A 17,231-nucleotide genomic window follows, 5' to 3' on the forward strand; every position below is an offset into this window, starting at 1 on the left:
TCGCTGCTCTCCCTCAACGCCAATTCTGCACTAACAGCTTTTGGATTAGTTTGCATTTATGCTTTCGGACGACCGGCCTTTTCCTCAAGGCCAGTCTGCGCTGTACGGCGTTGCAACTCTGCAAGAACTTCATCAAGCGACACATCTGCAATCTTGAGAACCACCAGCAGGTGATAAAGCAGGTCGGCGCTTTCCGTGACCACTTCCGCGCGATCACCGCTAACTGCGGCAATCACCGTTTCGACGGCTTCTTCACCAAGCTTTTTGGCGGCCCGCGTCTGACCCTTGGCAAAGAGACTAGCAGTATAAGACGATCCATCCGTCGAATTTGCACGCTCTGCGACGATGCGTTCAAGATCGGAAAGGGTGAACTCAGCCATCGGAATTCCTTCAACTCTTTTTGCGCATGTCGTTATCGGAAAACCGGTTCCCACTTTTCCGCGACAAGCTATATTCTCAACGGACCGGATCGAGCCGCATCGGGATACCAGCCTCGGCCATATAGCGCTTGGCTTCGCCAATCGTATAGGTTCCAAAGTGGAAGATGGATGCTGCGAGAACTGCCGTCGCATGACCTTCGCGGATACCGTCGACCATGTGATCGAGATTGCCAACGCCGCCCGATGCGATCACCGGAACGCGCACGCTGTCAGCAACAGCGCGCGTCAAGGCCACATCATAACCCGCCTTGGTACCATCACGATCCATTGAGGTCAGCAGGATTTCACCTGCACCAAGGCTCACCACCTTCTGCGCAAATTCCACTGCATCAATGCCAGTCGTCTGGCGTCCACCATGGGTAAAGATTTCCCAGCGGTCGCTCTCACCAGCTCCCGAAACCTTCTTGGCGTCGATGGCCACAACGATGCACTGATCGCCAAACTTGTCGGCGGCTTCTGCAACAAATTCCGGGTTCTTGACCGCAGCCGTGTTGATCGAAACCTTGTCGGCCCCGGCAAGCAACAGCTTGCGAATATCAGAAACCTGACGCACACCACCGCCAACGGTCAGCGGCATGAAACACTGTTCCGCTGTACGGGCGATGACATCGAAAATTGTCTCGCGATTGTCCGAAGACGCCGTGATGTCGAGGAAGCACAGTTCGTCTGCGCCAGCCGCATCATAGGCGCGGGCCGCTTCCACCGGATCACCGGCATCAATCAGATCTACAAAGTTTACGCCCTTAACAACGCGGCCGTCTTTAACATCAAGGCAGGGAATCACGCGTGCTTTGAGTGTCATACTGAAGTTCCTTCAGATGCGCGTCCTCGCCGCTCTGCGGCTGCGGGCGACGCGGCTAACAAAGCCAATGCTTCTGCCGGATCAATGCGACCATCATAAAGCGCGCGGCCAGAAATCGCACCTTCCAGTTTGCGCGCATCGGGTGCGGCAAGACGTTTGATGTCATCCATCGAGGCGAGGCCGCCCGATGCGATCACGGGAATCGAAACGCTATCGGCAAGACCAAGTGTGGAATCCCAGTTGATACCAGCCAGCACACCGTCACGGTCGATGTCGGTATAGATAATGGCTGCGACGCCCGCACCTTCAAACTTTTTCGCGAGTTCCACCACGCCCAGCTCGGAGGCCTCGGCCCAGCCTTCAACGGCAACATAGCCGCCCTTGGCATCGATGCCGACGGCAACCTGTCCCGGAAATTCCTTGCAGGCTTCGATCACCAGCGCCGGATCGCGCACGGCAACGGTGCCGAGAATAACGCGGCGCAGTCCCTTGGAAAGCCAGCTTTCAATATGGGCAAGCGTGCGGATACCGCCGCCAAGCTGAACCGGATTTTTGGTCGCTTTCAAAATGGCTTCAACAGCTTTGCCGTTGACGCTTTCGCCAGCAAAAGCACCGTTGAGATCGACCACATGCAGCCATTCAAAGCCCTGATCCTCAAAAGCTTTGGCCTGTGCTGCAGGGTCTTCATTGTAAACGGTCGCCTGATCCATGTCGCCAAGCTTCAGGCGCACGCATTGACCGTCTTTCAAATCGATGGCGGGAAAAAGGATCATATCTTCAAGGCTTCCATTTCAGGAAATTGGCAATAAGCGAAAGGCCAAGCAGCTGGCTCTTTTCAGGATGGAACTGCGTGCCGATCATGTTGTCGCGACCAACCGTTGCGGTCACATCGCCACCATATTCGGTGACGGCCAGCACTTCTGCTTTGTTCTTCGCGTCGAACATATAGGAATGCACAAAATAGGCATGCAAGCCGTTCTCGCCGGTAGCGATACCGTCAAACACCGGATGCGAATGTTTCACGTGAATCCTGTTCCAGCCGATCTGCGGAATCTTGAGCGTCAGGTCGGACGGCGTCATTTCACGCACATCACCTGCGATCCAGCCGAGACCTTCGGTCACTTCTTTTTCAAGGCCGCGTTCCGACATCAACTGCATGCCCACGCAGATGCCAAGAAACGGATGCGCCTTTTTCAGAACCACATCTTCCAGTGCTTCCACCATGCCGGAAACCGCATGGAGGCCGCGACGGCAATCGGCATAAGCGCCAACGCCCGGCAGCACGATGCGGTCCGCGCTCGCCACGCGATCGGCATCCGCTGTCAGTTCGATTTCAGCTTTCACACCGCTCTCATGGGCGGCACGCTCAAAGGCCTTGGTGGCCGAGCGAAGATTGCCGGAACCATAGTCGATAATTGCAACACGCATTTTCAGTTTTCTCCGCGATGACCGACAAATCCGATCGTCGAGCCAAATGAGGAATAAGTGGGACGAGGGGGCTGCTGCGCCCATTCCGGCGCAGAGGTGTCCTTCAGGGAGTCTTTGATTTCTGTCGCTGGCTCTGCCGCTTCTTTAAGACTGTAGAAGTAGCGGATTTCCGCTTCCTCCAGATCAGCCGCATCAATGACGGCTGTTTCAACGAAACCCTGACGCTTTAGCTTCGCGATCTTCCAGTTAACGCCTTCCAGCGCCACAAAAAGCGAAAACAACAACGTGATCAGCGGCACTGCATTGGAGATGCCCAATGCAGAACCTGCCACGCCCAGCAGGATCGTCACACCGAGAACGGCAATGGCTTCAAACCAGAGCCGCTGCAACAAAAGCCAGACAAACGGGAGGATCAGCGCTAAGGCGTAGAATCCGTCGCGCACGAAAACCGCTTTTTCGGAACGTTGAGTTCCGGCTGGTTCAAGAACGACGAATTGCGCCATGACACGTCCTTTCGGGAAAAGACTTATCCCTTCAGCGACCCCTTGGTCGAGGGAATTGCATCCTTCTGGCGCGGATCGGTTTCGAGCGCTGTGCGCAGAACCCGGGCCACCGCCTTGAAGATCGATTCTGCAATATGGTGATTGTTGGCACCATAGTGATTGTTGATATGCAGTGTAATGCCAGCATTCATCGCAAAAGCCTGGAAGAACTCGCGCACCAGTTCAGTATCGAAGGTGCCGATTTTGGCAGTCGTAAAATTCACGTTCCAGACCAGAAAGGCACGGCCCGAAACATCGACCGCCGCACCCGTCAGCGTGTCGTCCATGGCGAGATCCATCGAGGCATAACGCACGATACCGCGACGCTCACCAAGCGCTTTCGCCACAGCCTGACCCAGCGCAATGCCGGTATCTTCGACTGTGTGGTGGTCATCAATATGCAGATCGCCCTTGGCCATGACGCGCATGTCAATGAGCGAATGTCGGGAAAGCTGCTCCAGCATATGATCGAAGAAGCCGACACCAGTTGTAATGTCGAACTTGCCGTTGCCGTCCAGATCCACAGAAACAGCAATGCTTGTTTCTTTTGTTGAACGTTCGATACTTGCTTTGCGGGCGCTTTCAGCCGTCATAGCATTTCCTCTGTTGAAATCTTTTCGCGTTCTAGAACAGCTGGCCGCTTTTGCCAATGGTTTTAGGGATGCTCCCAACATTCTGACTTTTGTTTGCGCGCATTTCATCCAAAAACCGTTTCACACTTTTTGGAATGCAGTTTTCCCAACAGCGCATTTTACCCAAAAACCGTTTCACACTTATTGGAATGCGCTGTTAGCCATTTGCATTTTGCCAGCCCCTTCTTAAATATTCACAACGAAACCCGATTCAGTTAGCTCTTGAGCCGACGAAGCGAGCTTCGAGCCAAATAAGGGGCTTATGCGTTTGCCAGATGGAAACGTATCGGCCGCCAAAGGAGTGATCCATGATCGAACATAATCCCACGACAATTTACGGCACGACCATTGTCACCGTTCGCAAGGGTAACAAGGTTGTTATCGCCGGTGACGGGCAGGTCTCGCTCGGCAACACCGTGATGAAGGGCAATGCGCGCAAAGTGCGCCGCATCGGCAAAGGCAATGTCATTGCCGGTTTCGCCGGTGCCACGGCTGATGCCTTCACCCTGCTTGAGCGCCTTGAAGCCAAGCTTGAACAATATCCGGATCAGCTGATGCGCGCCTCCGTCGAACTCGCCAAGGACTGGCGCACCGACCGCTATCTGCGCAAGCTGGAAGCCATGATGCTGGTTGCCGACAGCAAGGTGACGCTGGCACTCACCGGTACGGGCGACGTGCTTGAACCCGAACATGGCGTCATGGCCATCGGATCGGGCGGCAATTATGCGCTGGCCGCAGCCCGCGCACTGATCGATACCGATAAGGATGCTGAGGAAATCGCCCGCAAGGCGATGGAGATCGCGGCCGATATCTGCATCTACACCAATCACAGCATTCTTGTTGAAAGCCTCGACGCCGAATGAGCTCAATAGCGCAAGCCTCAACCTCCAAGACACATCGTTGGGGCTTAGGTGCTCTGATCGTCCTTGCCATTCTCGTTATACAGGCCTCCTGGCTTTATATCGACGGACGAATTCCCATGTGCGAATGCGGCACCATAAAATTATGGTCCGGTTCGCTGATGTCTGAGAATTCGCAGCATATAGCCGACTGGTATACGCTCTCGCATATCATTCATGGCTTTCTGTTCTACTGGCTTCTGACAATCATCGCGCCAAAGGCTCCGCTGGGCTTGAGACTTGCTGTGGCAGTCGGCGTTGAAGCCGCCTGGGAACTGGTCGAAAACTCGAATTTCATCATCGAGCGCTATCGCGCCAATACGTCCTCGGTGGACTATTTTGGCGATAGTATCGTGAATTCGGTTTCCGACAGTGTTTTCGCCATGATCGGCTTTCTGATCGCAGCCAAACTGCCAACAAAAATCACCGTCGCGACTGCGCTCTTTTTTGAAGTTCTGGCGCTTATCGTCATCCGCGACAACCTTACGCTCAACGTGATCATGCTGCTGCATCCGTTCGAGTTCATCAAGCAGTGGCAAACCGGGTTATAATCATGAGTAATTTTTCTCCCCGTGAAATCGTTTCCGAACTTGACCGCTTCATCATCGGCCAGAACGACGCCAAGCGCGCCGTCGCTATAGCTCTGCGCAATCGCTGGCGCCGCCAGCAGCTGGAAGGCCAGATGCGCGAAGAGGTCATGCCAAAAAACATCCTGATGATCGGACCGACCGGCGTTGGCAAAACGGAAATCTCCCGTCGGCTCGCCAAGCTTGCAGGCGCTCCTTTCATCAAGGTTGAAGCCACCAAATTTACCGAAGTGGGCTATGTCGGCCGCGACGTTGAACAGATCATCCGCGATCTGGTTGAAGCCGCGATCGCTCTGGTGCGTGAAAAGAAGCGCGAAGACGTGAAGGCCAAAGCACACATCAATGCTGAAGAGCGCGTGCTTGACGGTCTTGTCGGCAAGACTGCAAGCCCTGCCACCCGCGAAAGCTTCCGCAAGAAGCTGCGTGACGGCGAGCTAGACGATAAGGAGATCGAGATCGAGGTTGCCGATACAGGTTCAGGCCAGAATTTCGAAATTCCGGGTATGCCAGGTGCCAATATCGGCATGATCAATATCGGCGATATTTTCGGCAAGGCCATGGGCGGGCGTACTAAGACGCGCAAGACCACGGTCAAGGAATCCTATGCAATCCTGATCAATGACGAGTCTGACAAGCTGCTCGATCAGGATCAGCTCATTCAGGAAGCTCTGCGTTCGACTGAAAATGACGGCATCGTCTTCCTCGACGAAATCGACAAGATTGCAGCACGCGAAGGCGGAATGGGAGCAGGCGTCTCACGCGAAGGCGTGCAGCGCGATCTGCTGCCGCTTGTTGAAGGCACCACTGTTGCAACGAAATATGGCCCGGTTAAAACCGATCATATTCTGTTCATCGCATCGGGTGCGTTCCACGTTTCCAAGCCATCCGACCTGCTGCCGGAACTTCAGGGTCGTCTGCCTATCCGTGTGGAGTTGAACGCGCTGACGCGTGAAGATTTCCGCCGGATTCTGACTGAAACCGAAGTCAGCCTCATCAAGCAATATATTGCGTTGATGGCGACGGAAGAAGTGCAGCTCGATATTACGGACGACGCGATTGATGCTTTGGCTGACATTGCGGTCGATCTCAATTCGACGGTTGAAAACATTGGCGCGCGTCGCTTGCAGACGGTGATGGAACGGGTTCTGGACGATATTTCCTACAATGCACCTGACAAGGCCGGTTCGGACTTCAAGGTCGATGGGGAATATGTCCGCAAGACCATCGGCGATCTGGCCAAGAACACGGACCTTTCGCGTTTCATTCTGTAAAGAACCTGAGATGCGATCCAGGAACGTGACCAGAAAGTCACGCTTGGGTCCCATAATCCCGAAAGACAAAAATCCCCTCGACTTCATCGAGGGGGTTTTTTATTTTGCGGCAACTTTTATAGATCGTTTACCATATTGGGGCCGTTTCCGCGCAATGACCAGTCGACTGAACCGTATTGCAGGCATCTGCCTTGCCATCGCTTTCTCCTGCCAGAGCGCCTATGCAGCCGTTATGGTTCCGCCCGGAAACCGCAGTGCAGAACAGCCTCCCATTCCCGGCGCCTCAGCCAAGCGCACCAAAGAGCTGAGCACGACCTATGAAGCCAAGTATCGCAAGATTTATAATCTTCTGAAAAAGGACGCCTCGTTGCGTTCGAAGATCAAGTCGACGGCTTCGGCTTATGGCATCGATCCGATCCATATCGTCGGTGCGATCGTTGGTGAACATACCTACAATGTCGATGTCTATGACCGATTGCAGACCTATTACGTCAAGGCGATGTCCTATGTGAACCAGGGCGTGAGCTTTGGCTATAATGGCGAAAGCATCGGCCAGTTCGTGAAGCGTCCGGAGTTTTCCGAATGCCTCAAGTTCAAGGACAGCTATTCGCTGTGGAGCTGCCGCGAGACGATCTGGAACAAGCAGTTCCGCGGAAAATCGGTTGGCGGCAAGACATATCCGAACAATCGTTTCAGCGCCGTGTTCTTCCAGCCGTTCTATGCCGGCCAGACCTTTGGCCTCGGCCAGATCAATCCGCTGACCGCACTGCAGATGTCGGACATGGTCAATCGCGTATCGGGTCTGCCGAAGCTTAATGCCGAGAACGGCAATACAGTTTACAAGACCATCATGGACCCTGATCTGACACTGCCTTACATCGCGGCAACGCTGAAGCAGTCGATCACCGATTATCGCCAGATTGCCGATTTCGATATTTCGAAAAACCCCGGCCTGACAGCAACACTGTACAATACCGGCGGATCGACCGCCCGCGCCCGCGCGCTTGCCAATGAAAATACCCAGCGCAAGGCATCCGGGCAGGAGCCTTTGATGCCGCAGGAAAATTACTATGGCTGGCTGGTCAACACCAAGCTCGATGAACTGAAAGCGCTTTTTTAGAGTTAAGATATGATTGGATCAGATCGAAACGCGCTCTGAACGCAGAGATCTGTCCACCAAAAGCAGCAATTTCTTCTTGATCATCGGGTTGATCCTTCGCTCTACAACAACATGGAAGAGCGTAGCAAACAGGATCAGCCCGATCATTGTTATGACAATGGCGGTAACCGGCCCGAGATTACTCAGTAAAGCGGTGATGGCGATATAGCCGACATTCTGGTGCACAAGATAAAGTGCATAGGTCATACCACCAAGAATGCCTAGCATCCTCTGATGTTTTTGGCCGATATTTAGCTTTGTCAGTAAGAGCAAAACTGCAATCGAAGCCAGAATAATTGCTGTCATCGCCACCGGAGAACGCTTGATGGAATAGGTTTTCTCGGCCCATTCGGCACCAGCAAGGGTGGTATAGATTGCAAAGATTGCAGCGAGGATAAACAGCAGCACCGCATAAAATGAGCGCTGTCGCCTCAACCTGCTATAGATGATCCCCATTGCAAAGAAGCCGCTATATTCAGTGATAAAAAGGTTCTGCAAATGCTCTGAACCAATATAGAATTCATTCAGAAATGAGAATCCCAGCCAGAGCGGGATTATCCGGATGATATTGTGGAACTGCCCGAGCGCAATAAGGATGAAAATCCAGCCATAGAAAATAAGTTCGAGTACAATTGACCAATAGGCACCATCCACAAAGGATTGCCCCAACAGCTTCGAAAAGATGAAGATGTTCGCCAGATACTGATCGGAACTGATTTGAAACAGTGGGTTTCCTGACAGCCAGATCACCAGGGCGGATACGCTCATGATGATAAGAAATGTGGGATAAATCCGGGAAAATCTGGAAATCAAGAAATTGAATGGCTTCTGGCTTTCCGCCGAATAGGCGATCACAAAGCCGCTGATAATAAAAAAGATGCTGACCCCCAGATAGCCATAACTGGCCACGCTCTTCATAAAGTGAGGAATATCAACCGCAGGTAACTCTCCTGCGGCTTCACCTCTGAAAGCGAAATGAAACAGCATCACTGCGATAGCAGAAACCAGACGAAGAATATCAAGCCCGTAAATATGTTTACCCGGCTCCGGGTGTATCGAAACAGAGGATCCGTCTTCCGCAACCATCAAGCGCGCCCCCACACTTAAGCAACCTTTGCTCGAGAGCCTATAAACAGTGCCTGTATAATTTTTATTTAACGTTGAAGCGGCTTCAGGCCACGGCGGCGCTTGCGTGCCGCCTCGATTTCTTCCGTCAGATGTTTGATCGTCTCGCGATCGATGATGCGGATATTACGTGCCAGAAGGTTTGCAAGCTCGGTTGCCTGTGGCGAGAGACCGGACGTATCGATCACCACGCGCGGATGCGAGACAGCTGCCAGATTTTGCAGCTCCTCTGCCTCATCCCAGATAATATTGAAATAAGTGATGATGCGCTGCAGCATATCCCAGGTTGGCTGTCCCCGCCGTCCGTGTTCCAGCGCCGAAAGATAGGCTGGTGATACGCGCAGCGCTGCAGCCATTTCTTTCTGTGTAACGTTGCGTTCCTCACGAAGATCACGAAGCCGCTTGCCAAAGGGGGTCATCGGATAAGACCTCCGCCCTGGGTCTGCCTGCGCAAGCGGACATAAAGCGCACCATGCCCGCCATGATGACGCGCGGCGTCTTCATAGGCGCTGACCAGCAGCCGGAACAAAGGCGTCGAAAACCAGTGTGGCACCGCCTGCTTGAGCACGCCTTCGCTGCCGAAAGAGCGGCCCTTGCCGGTAATCACCATCACATGCTTCAATCCGCGCGCATGTGCGCTGAGCAGGAAGCCATAGAGCAGCTCATAAGCATCGTTTTGTGTGAGCCCGTGCAGATCGATGCGTGCTTCAATATCCACACGTCCTTTGGAAATCTTGCGATGGGTTGGCCGATCAAAGGCATGGATCGGCATTTCCTTGAGCGAGTTGACCTTCTTTTTCGGCGTCTGCGTGTCAGCTGCAGACGAGGGCGCCTTTTTCGCAGGCTTTTTCTCAGCCTCCTGCGCCATCACCGTTTTGAAATCCGGAAACTCTTCCTCTTCCTTGGGCTTCTTTCCAGACAGAGGTTTTGCTGTTTTAGCCACCGTTTCCCAGAGAATGCGATCTTCAGGCCGTAGATAATCTTTTGCGGATTTTTCGTTCTTATCGATCATCGATCAATTCCCGACCAGTGCGCGCGGGACCAGCGCATAAAAATCGGCCTTGCTCTTGATACCGCCGGCGATTTCCCCGGCTGCATCACCCGATCCTGCAAAGAGATCACCGCGCGCAGGGCCGACAATCGCTGTGCCGGTATCCTGCGCGATCATCAACCGGGAGAAGGGCGTATGATCGAATTCCGTTACGCTTGGCGCATCGACAAAGATAGGCGTTCCGAATGTATGCAGAAGCCTGTCGACTGCGATAGAGCGACCAGCTGTCAGAGGAACCTTGGCCGCTGCGATCTGCCCTAAATTTGGGTCATGCCCATCATTACTATCAAATGCCGTTTCGCGGAAGAAAATATAGGAACGGTTCTGCCAGATAAGGTCATCGGCTTTTTCAGGATGATCTTTCAACCACTGGCGGATTGTCTGCATGGAGATGCTTTCAGCAGAAATCTCGCCTCTAGCAACCAGAATGCGCCCGATCCCGGTGAATGGATGGCCGGTTTTGGCTGCGTAAGTGATCCGCATGAAACTGCCATCGGTAAGCTTCAGCCGTGCTGCGCCCTGCACATGTGCGAAAAATGCATCGACCCGATCAGCAACATAGGCAAGCTCCAGCCCGCGATTTTTCAGGCTGCCTTGCTCGATTGTCCTGCGGTCATCATATTCAACAACACCGTCCGGCGTTTGCCGGGCGAACGCGTAAGACGCATCGAGCCCCAGGGGACGGTTTTCATCGGTGACCTTCACAAGATCATCAGGTTTTCTCAGAAATGGCACCGTGAAATGTGCATCAGGCGTTCGCGATGCTTCAACCTCCGGCTCGTAAAAAGCCGTCACAAATCCTTCTGCATCGATGCGGCATGGAACAAAATGCGCTTCAAAAAAAGCGCGGGCCTGCGCCCTATCCGGATTATCAAGCAAACGCGCGGCGGCAAAAGCCGGTATAAGCGCCTCGAAACTGATACCGAGGCTGCCGCTGTTATAGCGATTATGTTCCGCATAATCGGCTGAACGACGAAAGGCCGAAAAGGCGAGTGCCTGATCGTCCTGATCCCAGCCCGGGCAATCTGAAAAACTGACCGGTCGTATGATGTTCGCCAGATTATGCACAAGCCGCATCCGTCAATAATTAAAAGGGCCGCTAAATTAGCGGCCCTGAATCGTCAACTCTCTTTAGTCTTCGGCTTCGGTCGCGACAAGCTTCCAGTTTGGATCGCGCGAGCGCGTATCGCGCGCGAAGGTCCAGAGATCACGGATTTCGACGACATTTTCCTGATCGCCCTCAACCACGTTGCCGTCCTTGTCGAGCGTGGAAGAAATCATCTGGCTCACGATATTAAGCGTCACATGCGCTTCCGAGCCCTTCATTTCGGCATTGGCAATCTCTGCCTTGTCGATACCGACAAAGGTCGAGCGAACGCTTTCACCGCGTGCCTCGCGCTCATCGATTGCCGAAACGAAGCCCTCATAGACTTCCTTGGACAGAAGGTTTTTCAGAACCTTGCGGTCGCCATCAGCAAAAGACATGACGATCATTTCATAGGCGATCTTCACACCATCGACGAAGCTTGCCGGATCAAAGGATGGATCAGCGGCCTGAATTGAGCGAAGGCCGTCATTCACAGGCGTTCCTGCTGGTGCAACCTTGTCGATTGCCGAGAAATCCTTTTCACCGGGACGCTGCGGAAGCGAAACGACATTGTCGGCTTCGCCACCTGCGGTCTGGGAATCGGAATTACGAGCGGATGTATAAGGATCAATTGGCGGTTTTTCATTTCCGGTGCGACGACCAAGAACATTCCTCAGCTGAAGAAAGATCACCACCGCCGCAATGAAGAAGAATATCGTGCCAAAATCAAAAAATTCCATACCGCCTGCCACCAGTTAACGGGTCGGGATTGCAAATCCCTCCTCACGTCGTGAATTTCGTTACATATACATATAGATCGGCTTGACTGATCATTCAAATCCAGATCACGCATACCTATCTGATATTGCATGATAGACAGTTTCAATTTCGTTCCTCAAAACATGTTGCGTAAAAATGCCAAGCGTTTTTTGCTTTTGACATGAATAAAACATGCGAATGAAGTTTGTTTCATCACATACCAATCAACCAACATAAGGTCATAACTGCCGTGTCCTCTTCTTTTGCCCCTCTCGTCATGCTGGCAATGCCGTTCATCGAAATTGCCGGCTTTGTGATCGTCGGCAGTGAGATCGGTGTTCTGGCAACGCTGGGTCTTGTCATCCTGAGTGCTATGCTCGGCTTTTTTCTGCTGCGCGTGCAGGGCTTCGGGCTTTTGCAGCGCATCCGCATGGAAAGTGCCGCAGGACGCGTACCAGATCGCGAAATGATGCATGGCGCGATGATCGTGGTCGCAGCCATCATGCTGATCGTGCCCGGCTTTGTCACAAGCGCGATCGGCCTTCTGCTTTTTGTGCCCTTCATCCGTGATCTTGTCTGGAACCGCTTTGTGCGCAATCGCCTGGTGGTTGCCACGGCATCGACACGCTATTCGGAAGCCTATCGCCCATATGAGCGGAAAGAAAATAATGTGATTGATCTGGACCCGGAAGATTACTCGACAAAGCCAGATGAAAACTCGCCGTGGAATCCGGACCGCAAAGATCACTAATCGCTCAAATGCTAACGTAAAAACGGTTTCTTGCCTCATCTACGCACACATGCTAGCCAAGCATCACTGCTTTTTGGGCAACAAGATAAATCATTAAAGAGAAGGCATACCGATAATGAGCGATAAGGCCGCTGCGGGCGAAGTAAAGAACGGCAATGGCGCAACCGCCCAGCCGTCCCTCAACATTCTGGCCCAGTACATCAAGGATCTTTCCTTTGAAAGCCCAGGCGCGCCTCTGTCGCTGCGCCCGCGCGAAAAGGCTCCTTCGATCAACATCAATGTCAACGTAAACGCCAATCCGCTTTCCGAAACGGATTTCGACGTTGTTCTGACGCTCGAAGCCAAGGCTGTCGACGGCAAGGACGTTCTGTTCAATACGGAACTGGTCTATGGCGGCGTATTCCGCATTCAGGGTATCGCGCAGGAGCATATGCTTCCGCTGCTGTTCATCGAATGCCCACGTCTTCTGTTCCCATTTGCCCGTCAGATCATCGCAGATGCCACGCGCAATGGTGGCTACCCACCTCTGATGATCGATCCAATCGATTTCGCGCAGATGTTCCAGAGCCGTATGGCCGAAGAACAGGCAAAGAGCGCTGTAAAGAGCTAATCTCTACAACGACCTAAAAAGAAAACCCCGCTCTCGCGGGGTTTTTTTTCGATCTCAGCTAACGTATTTTTTCCAGATTGCCTTGTCGCCCATTTTCGCAACAAGGGCATCATGGGCTGCACGCTCCTTATCGCTGATACGCGGTGCCAAAGGTGCCGGGCGCTGGCGCAAGACAATATTGCCGCCATTCCCCGAGCGATCATCATTACCGGAACTACTGGATGAGCTAAGGCCGAGCGCGGTTTGCTTGCCACCAATCAGCTCAATATAGACTTCGGCCAGAATTTCAGAATCGAGCAATGCGCCGTGCAATGTACGGTGCGAATTATCGATGCCATAGCGCTTGCAGAGCGCGTCGAGCGAATTCGGTCCCATTGGATGTTTTCGGCGCGCCAGAGCGAGCGTATCGACGATACGTTCAACGGCGATTTCCGGTTTCCCAAGACGGTCCAATTCGGCATTGATGAAGCCAAGATCGAACATGGCATTGTGCGCAACGAGCTTCGCACCATCGAAAAATTCCATGAACTCATCGACGATATCAGCAAAGGTCGGCTCTTTAAGCAGCTGTTCGTCGGTGATGCCGTGCACCGCGAGCGCTTCGACATGAACCTTTCGCCCTTGCGGGTTGATGAATTTATGGAAGGTTCGGCCCGTGGGAAAGCGGTTGATCATTTCCACACCGCCGATTTCGATGACGCGATCCTCCAGCCGTTCAAGGCCAGTGGTTTCCGTATCGAAAACGATCTCACGCATGGCAACCTCTCAAGTCATTTAATGTTTTATAGCACGGCCAAGCCGAAGCTCAGGATGGATTGGCAAGCTTTCCACGCAATTCAGCGATGATGGCTTTGATCTGCGCCCGCGTCTCGTCAAAGTCGCCTGAAGAATCGATGACGAAATCCGCACGTGCACGCTTATCAACATCCGGCATCTGCCGGGCCAGAATGGCCTCGAACTTCGCTTCCGTCATGCCTGCGCGGGAAAGAACACGCTCACGCTGAATGTCGGCAGGGGCGGAAACGACAGCCACCTTGTCCACACGGCTTTGGCCACCCGTTTCAAAGAGCAGCGGAATATCAATCAGCGCGATATCGGCGCCATCAGCACGCGCGCGTGCAAGAAAAGCGGCTTCTTCTTCGTGCACGAGTGGATGAATGATGGATTCGAGCTTTTTAAGCGCTTCTGGTTTGCCGAGGACAGCGCTCGAAAGCTTTGTCCGGTCAACAGTTCCATCCACAACCGTTCCGGGGAAGGCGGCTTCGATCAAGGGGGCTGCCCGACCCGAATAAAGCTGATGCACGGCATCGTCAGCGCTATAGACCGGCACACCATTGTCGGCAAACATGTTTGCCGCAGTGGTTTTTCCCATGCCTATAGAGCCGGTCAGTCCGAGGATGATCATAAAGCACCAGCCTTTTTCATATCATCCAGAATATAATTACGAAGTGCTTCTGTCACTTCTGGTCTTTTGCCAAACCAGCGTTCAAAACCCGGAACCGCCTGATGCAGCAACATGCCAAGCCCATCGACGGTTTTAAGACCAGCTGCTTCAGCGCTGGCCAAAAACGGCGTCTTGAGCGGAATATAGACAATATCGGTGGCGACAGCTGATTTCTGCGCCTCACTCAGATCAAGCGGAAACTCTGTCGGCTCACCATGTCCGCTCATGCCCAGCGATGTCGTGTTGACGATCAGACCGGCATCTTTGACCAAAGCCTGCGCCGCATCCCATCCATGAGCGGAAACGCCTTCGCCGAAATGGCTTGCCAGTTCTTCAGCGCGGCTCAACGTGCGATTGACGATGGCGATGCGCGAAAACCCGCGTGTCTGCAAAGCATGGACGATGGCGCGCCCTGCACCACCTGCGCCCAGAACCAGAGCCGTATCCGCATTGTCCCAACCCGGTGCCAGTGCATCGAGATTGGCAGCAAAGCCATAGGCATCAGTGTTGCCGCCGCAGAGCTTTCCACTCTCTATCCAGAGTGTATTCACTGCGCCAATTGCCTCTGCTGCCGCATCACGGCTGTCAACGGTTGCGAAAGCCACTTCCTTATGCGGGATCGTGACATTGCCGCCGGCAAAGCCATTTTCTTGAAGCGAGGCAGCAAATTCCGCGAAATTTTCCGGCGCCACTTCAATGGCTTCATAAGAGCCTTCGATGCCGTGCTCTTTCAGCCAGAAGCCGTGAATGAGCGGCGACCGCGAATGCTTTATCGGAAAGCCCGTGACAAATGCCTTATTAGCCATCGATCAGATTTTCCTTCCTCAATTCATCAAGCAGGGGCAGAAGCGGCAGTCCGACGATGGTGAAATAATCGCCTTCGATTTTCTCGAAAAGCTGAATGCCCGGACCTTCAACCTGATAAGCGCCGACACTGGAAAGAGCAACATCGCCAACCCGGCCGAGATAACGACCAACAAAACCCGGATCGAGATCGCGCATCGTCATTCGTGCCACTGAAACATGGCGCCACAGCGTCTCGCCGTTTTTAACCAGAACCACACCGCTGTTGAGCTGGTGTGTCTTGCCCGAAAACTGCAGCAACTGGCGCCGCGCTGCTTCCATATCCACAGGCTTGTGGAAAATCTCATCCCCCAGCGAAAGCGTCTGATCGCAACCGATCACCACCGCATCGGGATGGTTTTCACTCACCGACAAGGCTTTTGCTTCAGCCAGAACCTGTGCAACGTCTTCCGGCGTAGCGCCCGACTTATAAAGCGGCGCTTCAACCGAGCGCTCATCAATATCCGCGCTTTCGGCCAAAAATTCGATGCCGGCATTTTTCAGCAGTGCCGACCGAAACGGACTTTTTGATGCGAGAATAAGCTTTGTCGTCATGTCAGGTCTTCCTTCCTGCCTTCGCGCAGCAGAGATTGAATAGCAGCCGCCGTTTCTTCAATTGACCGGCGCGACACATCAATGATCGGCCAGCTGTGCCGGTTACAGAGATTGCGGGCATAAGCCAGTTCTTCGGAAATTGAAACGCGGTCTGTATAAAGTCCGGTATCAAGCGACGGCACATTGCCGAGTGGACGGTTTTGTCTGATCTGCGAAATGCGCTCAGCCGTTGCAACCAGCCCCACGATCATCGGCCGCTTTGCGGTAAAAAGCTGATCGGGGAGGGGGATGCCAAGCACAATCGGCACATTGGTCGCCTTGATACCGCGATTGGCGAGATAAATGCTTGTGGGCGTTTTCGAGGTTCGCGAAATGCCGACGAGAATGACGTCCGCTTCCTCTATATCCGGCGGCAATTGCCCATCATCATGTTCCATCGTGAAATTGAGCGCATCGATCCGGCGGAAATAATCGGCATTGAGCACATGCTGCGCACTGGCGCGGCGGTGTGCTGGCGCGCCCAGGTAAGATTGAAACGTATTGAGCACCGGTTCGAGCACCGAAACGCTCGGTACGCCCATTTCGGCGCAGGTTTCATCAATGATGGCCGCGAGCTTCTGATCGACAATTGTATAGAGAACAATGCCAGGTTCAGCATCGATATTCTCCAGAACTTTGCGCAGCTGCTTCTCGGTTCGGATGAGCGGATAGATATGCTCAATCGCGCGCGCATTGGCATATTGAGCGGCCGCAGCACGCCCCGCAGCGAGGAGAGTCTCTCCTGTCGCATCAGAAATCAGATGAAGATGAAAGTAAGAAAGCGGTCTGGTCACAGTTTTCTCCCCTCCCTGTTGACGACTGTGCGTAAAATGGAGGCTCCATCCACAAGCCATGGCAGGCGGTGGGAAACTTGGCAAGTCATCCACAGCGAGCCAACATGTGTGAAGCTTTCAAAAGCGATTGTGGACAAGACTCGTAACATTTGGAAAACCTAGCGATATACCCAGCCTATCCACAAATTGTGCAAAGCTGCGGCAATTGGTAACTCCTTATATTCAATGAAAGATTTGAGTTTTCATTGCTTTTGTTCAGACTATCGGTGAATGTTCGCACAGGCAGAGATGGCCCGAGAGGAACTGTGGGGAAAAGACGGACAAACCTTAATCCCCGATTCCAACAGACTCTAAGAATCAAAAGATTCCTGAATCATCCTTTCTTTATGAAAGCCGAACGGGAAAACTTTCAC

At 53.2% G+C, this 17,231-nt stretch carries 22 protein-coding genes; 6 read left to right on the forward strand and 16 right to left on the reverse strand.

Translation table 11 applies throughout. The features are described from left to right. Positions 1-56: 56 nt before the first annotated feature. The 6 genes from RT142_RS14835 to hisB form a co-directional block, all read right to left on the reverse strand. Positions 57-380 (reverse strand): phosphoribosyl-ATP diphosphatase, encoded by a 324-nt coding sequence (locus RT142_RS14835; RefSeq protein ID WP_113496163.1) that lies wholly within the window; start codon positions 378-380, stop codon positions 57-59. Positions 381-456: 76 nt separating this feature from the next. Beyond that, positions 457-1,242 carry an imidazole glycerol phosphate synthase subunit HisF gene (gene hisF / locus RT142_RS14840; protein WP_007872463.1) on the reverse strand — a complete coding sequence of 262 codons (786 nt, stop codon included), beginning with the start codon at positions 1,240-1,242 and terminating at the stop codon, positions 457-459. Then, on the reverse strand, positions 1,239-2,015 hold the full coding sequence (gene hisA / locus RT142_RS14845; RefSeq protein WP_064322239.1) for a 1-(5-phosphoribosyl)-5-[(5-phosphoribosylamino)methylideneamino]imidazole-4-carboxamide isomerase: 777 nt from the start codon (positions 2,013-2,015) through the stop codon (positions 1,239-1,241). The genes hisF and hisA overlap by 4 nt, the downstream gene beginning before the upstream one ends. A gap of 4 nt (positions 2,016-2,019) precedes the next feature. Next, positions 2,020-2,670, reverse strand: a complete 651-nt coding sequence (gene hisH, locus RT142_RS14850) for an imidazole glycerol phosphate synthase subunit HisH (RefSeq protein ID WP_007872457.1) — start codon at positions 2,668-2,670, stop codon at positions 2,020-2,022. A 2-nt stretch (positions 2,671-2,672) separates the two neighbouring features. Continuing rightward, the gene (locus RT142_RS14855) at positions 2,673-3,173 is read right to left on the reverse strand and encodes a DUF2628 domain-containing protein (RefSeq protein WP_200635665.1); all 501 of its coding nucleotides are present in this window, start codon (positions 3,171-3,173) and stop codon (positions 2,673-2,675) included. Positions 3,174-3,196: 23 nt separating this feature from the next. Beyond that, the gene (hisB, locus tag RT142_RS14860) at positions 3,197-3,805 is read right to left on the reverse strand and encodes an imidazoleglycerol-phosphate dehydratase HisB (protein ID WP_007872453.1); all 609 of its coding nucleotides are present in this window, start codon (positions 3,803-3,805) and stop codon (positions 3,197-3,199) included. A gap of 347 nt (positions 3,806-4,152) precedes the next feature. On the opposite strand from hisB, the gene hslV reads away from it, so the two are divergent. The 4 genes from hslV (at position 4,153) to RT142_RS14880 (ending at position 7,721) form a co-directional block, all read left to right on the forward strand. Further along, positions 4,153-4,707 (forward strand): ATP-dependent protease subunit HslV, encoded by a 555-nt coding sequence (hslV, locus tag RT142_RS14865; protein WP_007872451.1) that lies wholly within the window; start codon positions 4,153-4,155, stop codon positions 4,705-4,707. After that, positions 4,704-5,294, forward strand: a complete 591-nt coding sequence (locus RT142_RS14870; RefSeq protein ID WP_007872450.1) for a DUF2585 domain-containing protein — start codon at positions 4,704-4,706, stop codon at positions 5,292-5,294. Before hslV ends, RT142_RS14870 begins: the two co-directional genes overlap by 4 nt. Positions 5,295-5,296: 2 nt before the next feature. After that, a complete protein-coding gene (gene hslU, locus RT142_RS14875; protein WP_200635667.1) occupies positions 5,297-6,601 on the forward strand; it encodes an ATP-dependent protease ATPase subunit HslU in 1,305 nt (434 codons plus the stop codon). A gap of 154 nt (positions 6,602-6,755) precedes the next feature. After that, positions 6,756-7,721, forward strand: coding sequence for a DUF1402 family protein (locus tag RT142_RS14880; protein ID WP_112804719.1), 966 nt, complete (start codon positions 6,756-6,758; stop codon positions 7,719-7,721). An 18-nt stretch (positions 7,722-7,739) separates the two neighbouring features. On the opposite strand, the gene RT142_RS14885 is transcribed toward RT142_RS14880, so the two are convergent. From RT142_RS14885 to RT142_RS14905, 5 genes are all read right to left on the reverse strand, one after another. Beyond that, positions 7,740-8,846 (reverse strand): acyltransferase, encoded by a 1,107-nt coding sequence (locus tag RT142_RS14885; RefSeq protein ID WP_313029602.1) that lies wholly within the window; start codon positions 8,844-8,846, stop codon positions 7,740-7,742. Positions 8,847-8,914: 68 nt separating this feature from the next. Then, the gene (locus RT142_RS14890) at positions 8,915-9,304 is read right to left on the reverse strand and encodes a helix-turn-helix domain-containing protein (protein ID WP_007872441.1); all 390 of its coding nucleotides are present in this window, start codon (positions 9,302-9,304) and stop codon (positions 8,915-8,917) included. Further along, on the reverse strand, positions 9,301-9,897 hold the full coding sequence (locus RT142_RS14895; RefSeq protein ID WP_007872439.1) for a Smr/MutS family protein: 597 nt from the start codon (positions 9,895-9,897) through the stop codon (positions 9,301-9,303). Before RT142_RS14895 ends, RT142_RS14890 begins: the two co-directional genes overlap by 4 nt. 3 nt (positions 9,898-9,900) lie before the next feature. Further along, complete coding sequence (locus tag RT142_RS14900) at positions 9,901-11,013, reverse strand: murein transglycosylase A (protein WP_007872437.1); 1,113 nt, start codon at positions 11,011-11,013, stop codon at positions 9,901-9,903. Positions 11,014-11,067: 54 nt separating this feature from the next. Next, positions 11,068-11,763 (reverse strand): Tim44/TimA family putative adaptor protein, encoded by a 696-nt coding sequence (locus RT142_RS14905; protein ID WP_007872435.1) that lies wholly within the window; start codon positions 11,761-11,763, stop codon positions 11,068-11,070. A 269-nt stretch (positions 11,764-12,032) separates the two neighbouring features. Between RT142_RS14905 and RT142_RS14910 the strand changes: the two genes are divergently transcribed. Both RT142_RS14910 and secB read left to right on the forward strand, forming a co-directional pair. After that, entirely contained in the window at positions 12,033-12,533 is a 501-nt protein-coding gene (locus RT142_RS14910) for an FxsA family protein (protein WP_007872434.1), read from the forward strand. 115 nt (positions 12,534-12,648) lie between these two features. Beyond that, positions 12,649-13,143, forward strand: a complete 495-nt coding sequence (gene secB, locus RT142_RS14915; RefSeq protein ID WP_007872432.1) for a protein-export chaperone SecB — start codon at positions 12,649-12,651, stop codon at positions 13,141-13,143. A gap of 54 nt (positions 13,144-13,197) precedes the next feature. Here the strand turns inward: secB and dnaQ are convergent, their stop codons facing one another. Genes dnaQ through RT142_RS14940 form a run of 5 tightly spaced genes read right to left on the reverse strand, consistent with a single transcriptional unit; the run spans position 13,198 to position 16,818 of the window. Then, positions 13,198-13,899 (reverse strand): DNA polymerase III subunit epsilon, encoded by a 702-nt coding sequence (gene dnaQ / locus RT142_RS14920; RefSeq protein WP_313029608.1) that lies wholly within the window; start codon positions 13,897-13,899, stop codon positions 13,198-13,200. Between the two features lie 49 nt (positions 13,900-13,948). After that, positions 13,949-14,548 carry a dephospho-CoA kinase gene (gene coaE / locus RT142_RS14925; protein ID WP_064322232.1) on the reverse strand — a complete coding sequence of 200 codons (600 nt, stop codon included), beginning with the start codon at positions 14,546-14,548 and terminating at the stop codon, positions 13,949-13,951. Continuing rightward, positions 14,545-15,393, reverse strand: coding sequence for a shikimate dehydrogenase (locus RT142_RS14930; RefSeq protein ID WP_313029612.1), 849 nt, complete (start codon positions 15,391-15,393; stop codon positions 14,545-14,547). Before RT142_RS14930 ends, coaE begins: the two co-directional genes overlap by 4 nt. Next, positions 15,386-15,985: a Maf-like protein gene (locus RT142_RS14935; protein ID WP_313029614.1), complete on the reverse strand. Its 600-nt coding sequence runs from the start codon at positions 15,983-15,985 to the stop codon at positions 15,386-15,388. Before RT142_RS14935 ends, RT142_RS14930 begins: the two co-directional genes overlap by 8 nt. Then, positions 15,982-16,818 carry a pyruvate, water dikinase regulatory protein gene (locus tag RT142_RS14940; protein ID WP_007872421.1) on the reverse strand — a complete coding sequence of 279 codons (837 nt, stop codon included), beginning with the start codon at positions 16,816-16,818 and terminating at the stop codon, positions 15,982-15,984. Before RT142_RS14940 ends, RT142_RS14935 begins: the two co-directional genes overlap by 4 nt. Positions 16,819-17,231: the final 413 nt, after the last annotated feature.

Origin of the sequence: Brucella sp. (assembly GCF_032066345.1) — a bacterium.
Taxonomy (GTDB): domain Bacteria; phylum Pseudomonadota; class Alphaproteobacteria; order Rhizobiales; family Rhizobiaceae; genus Brucella; species Brucella pseudogrignonensis.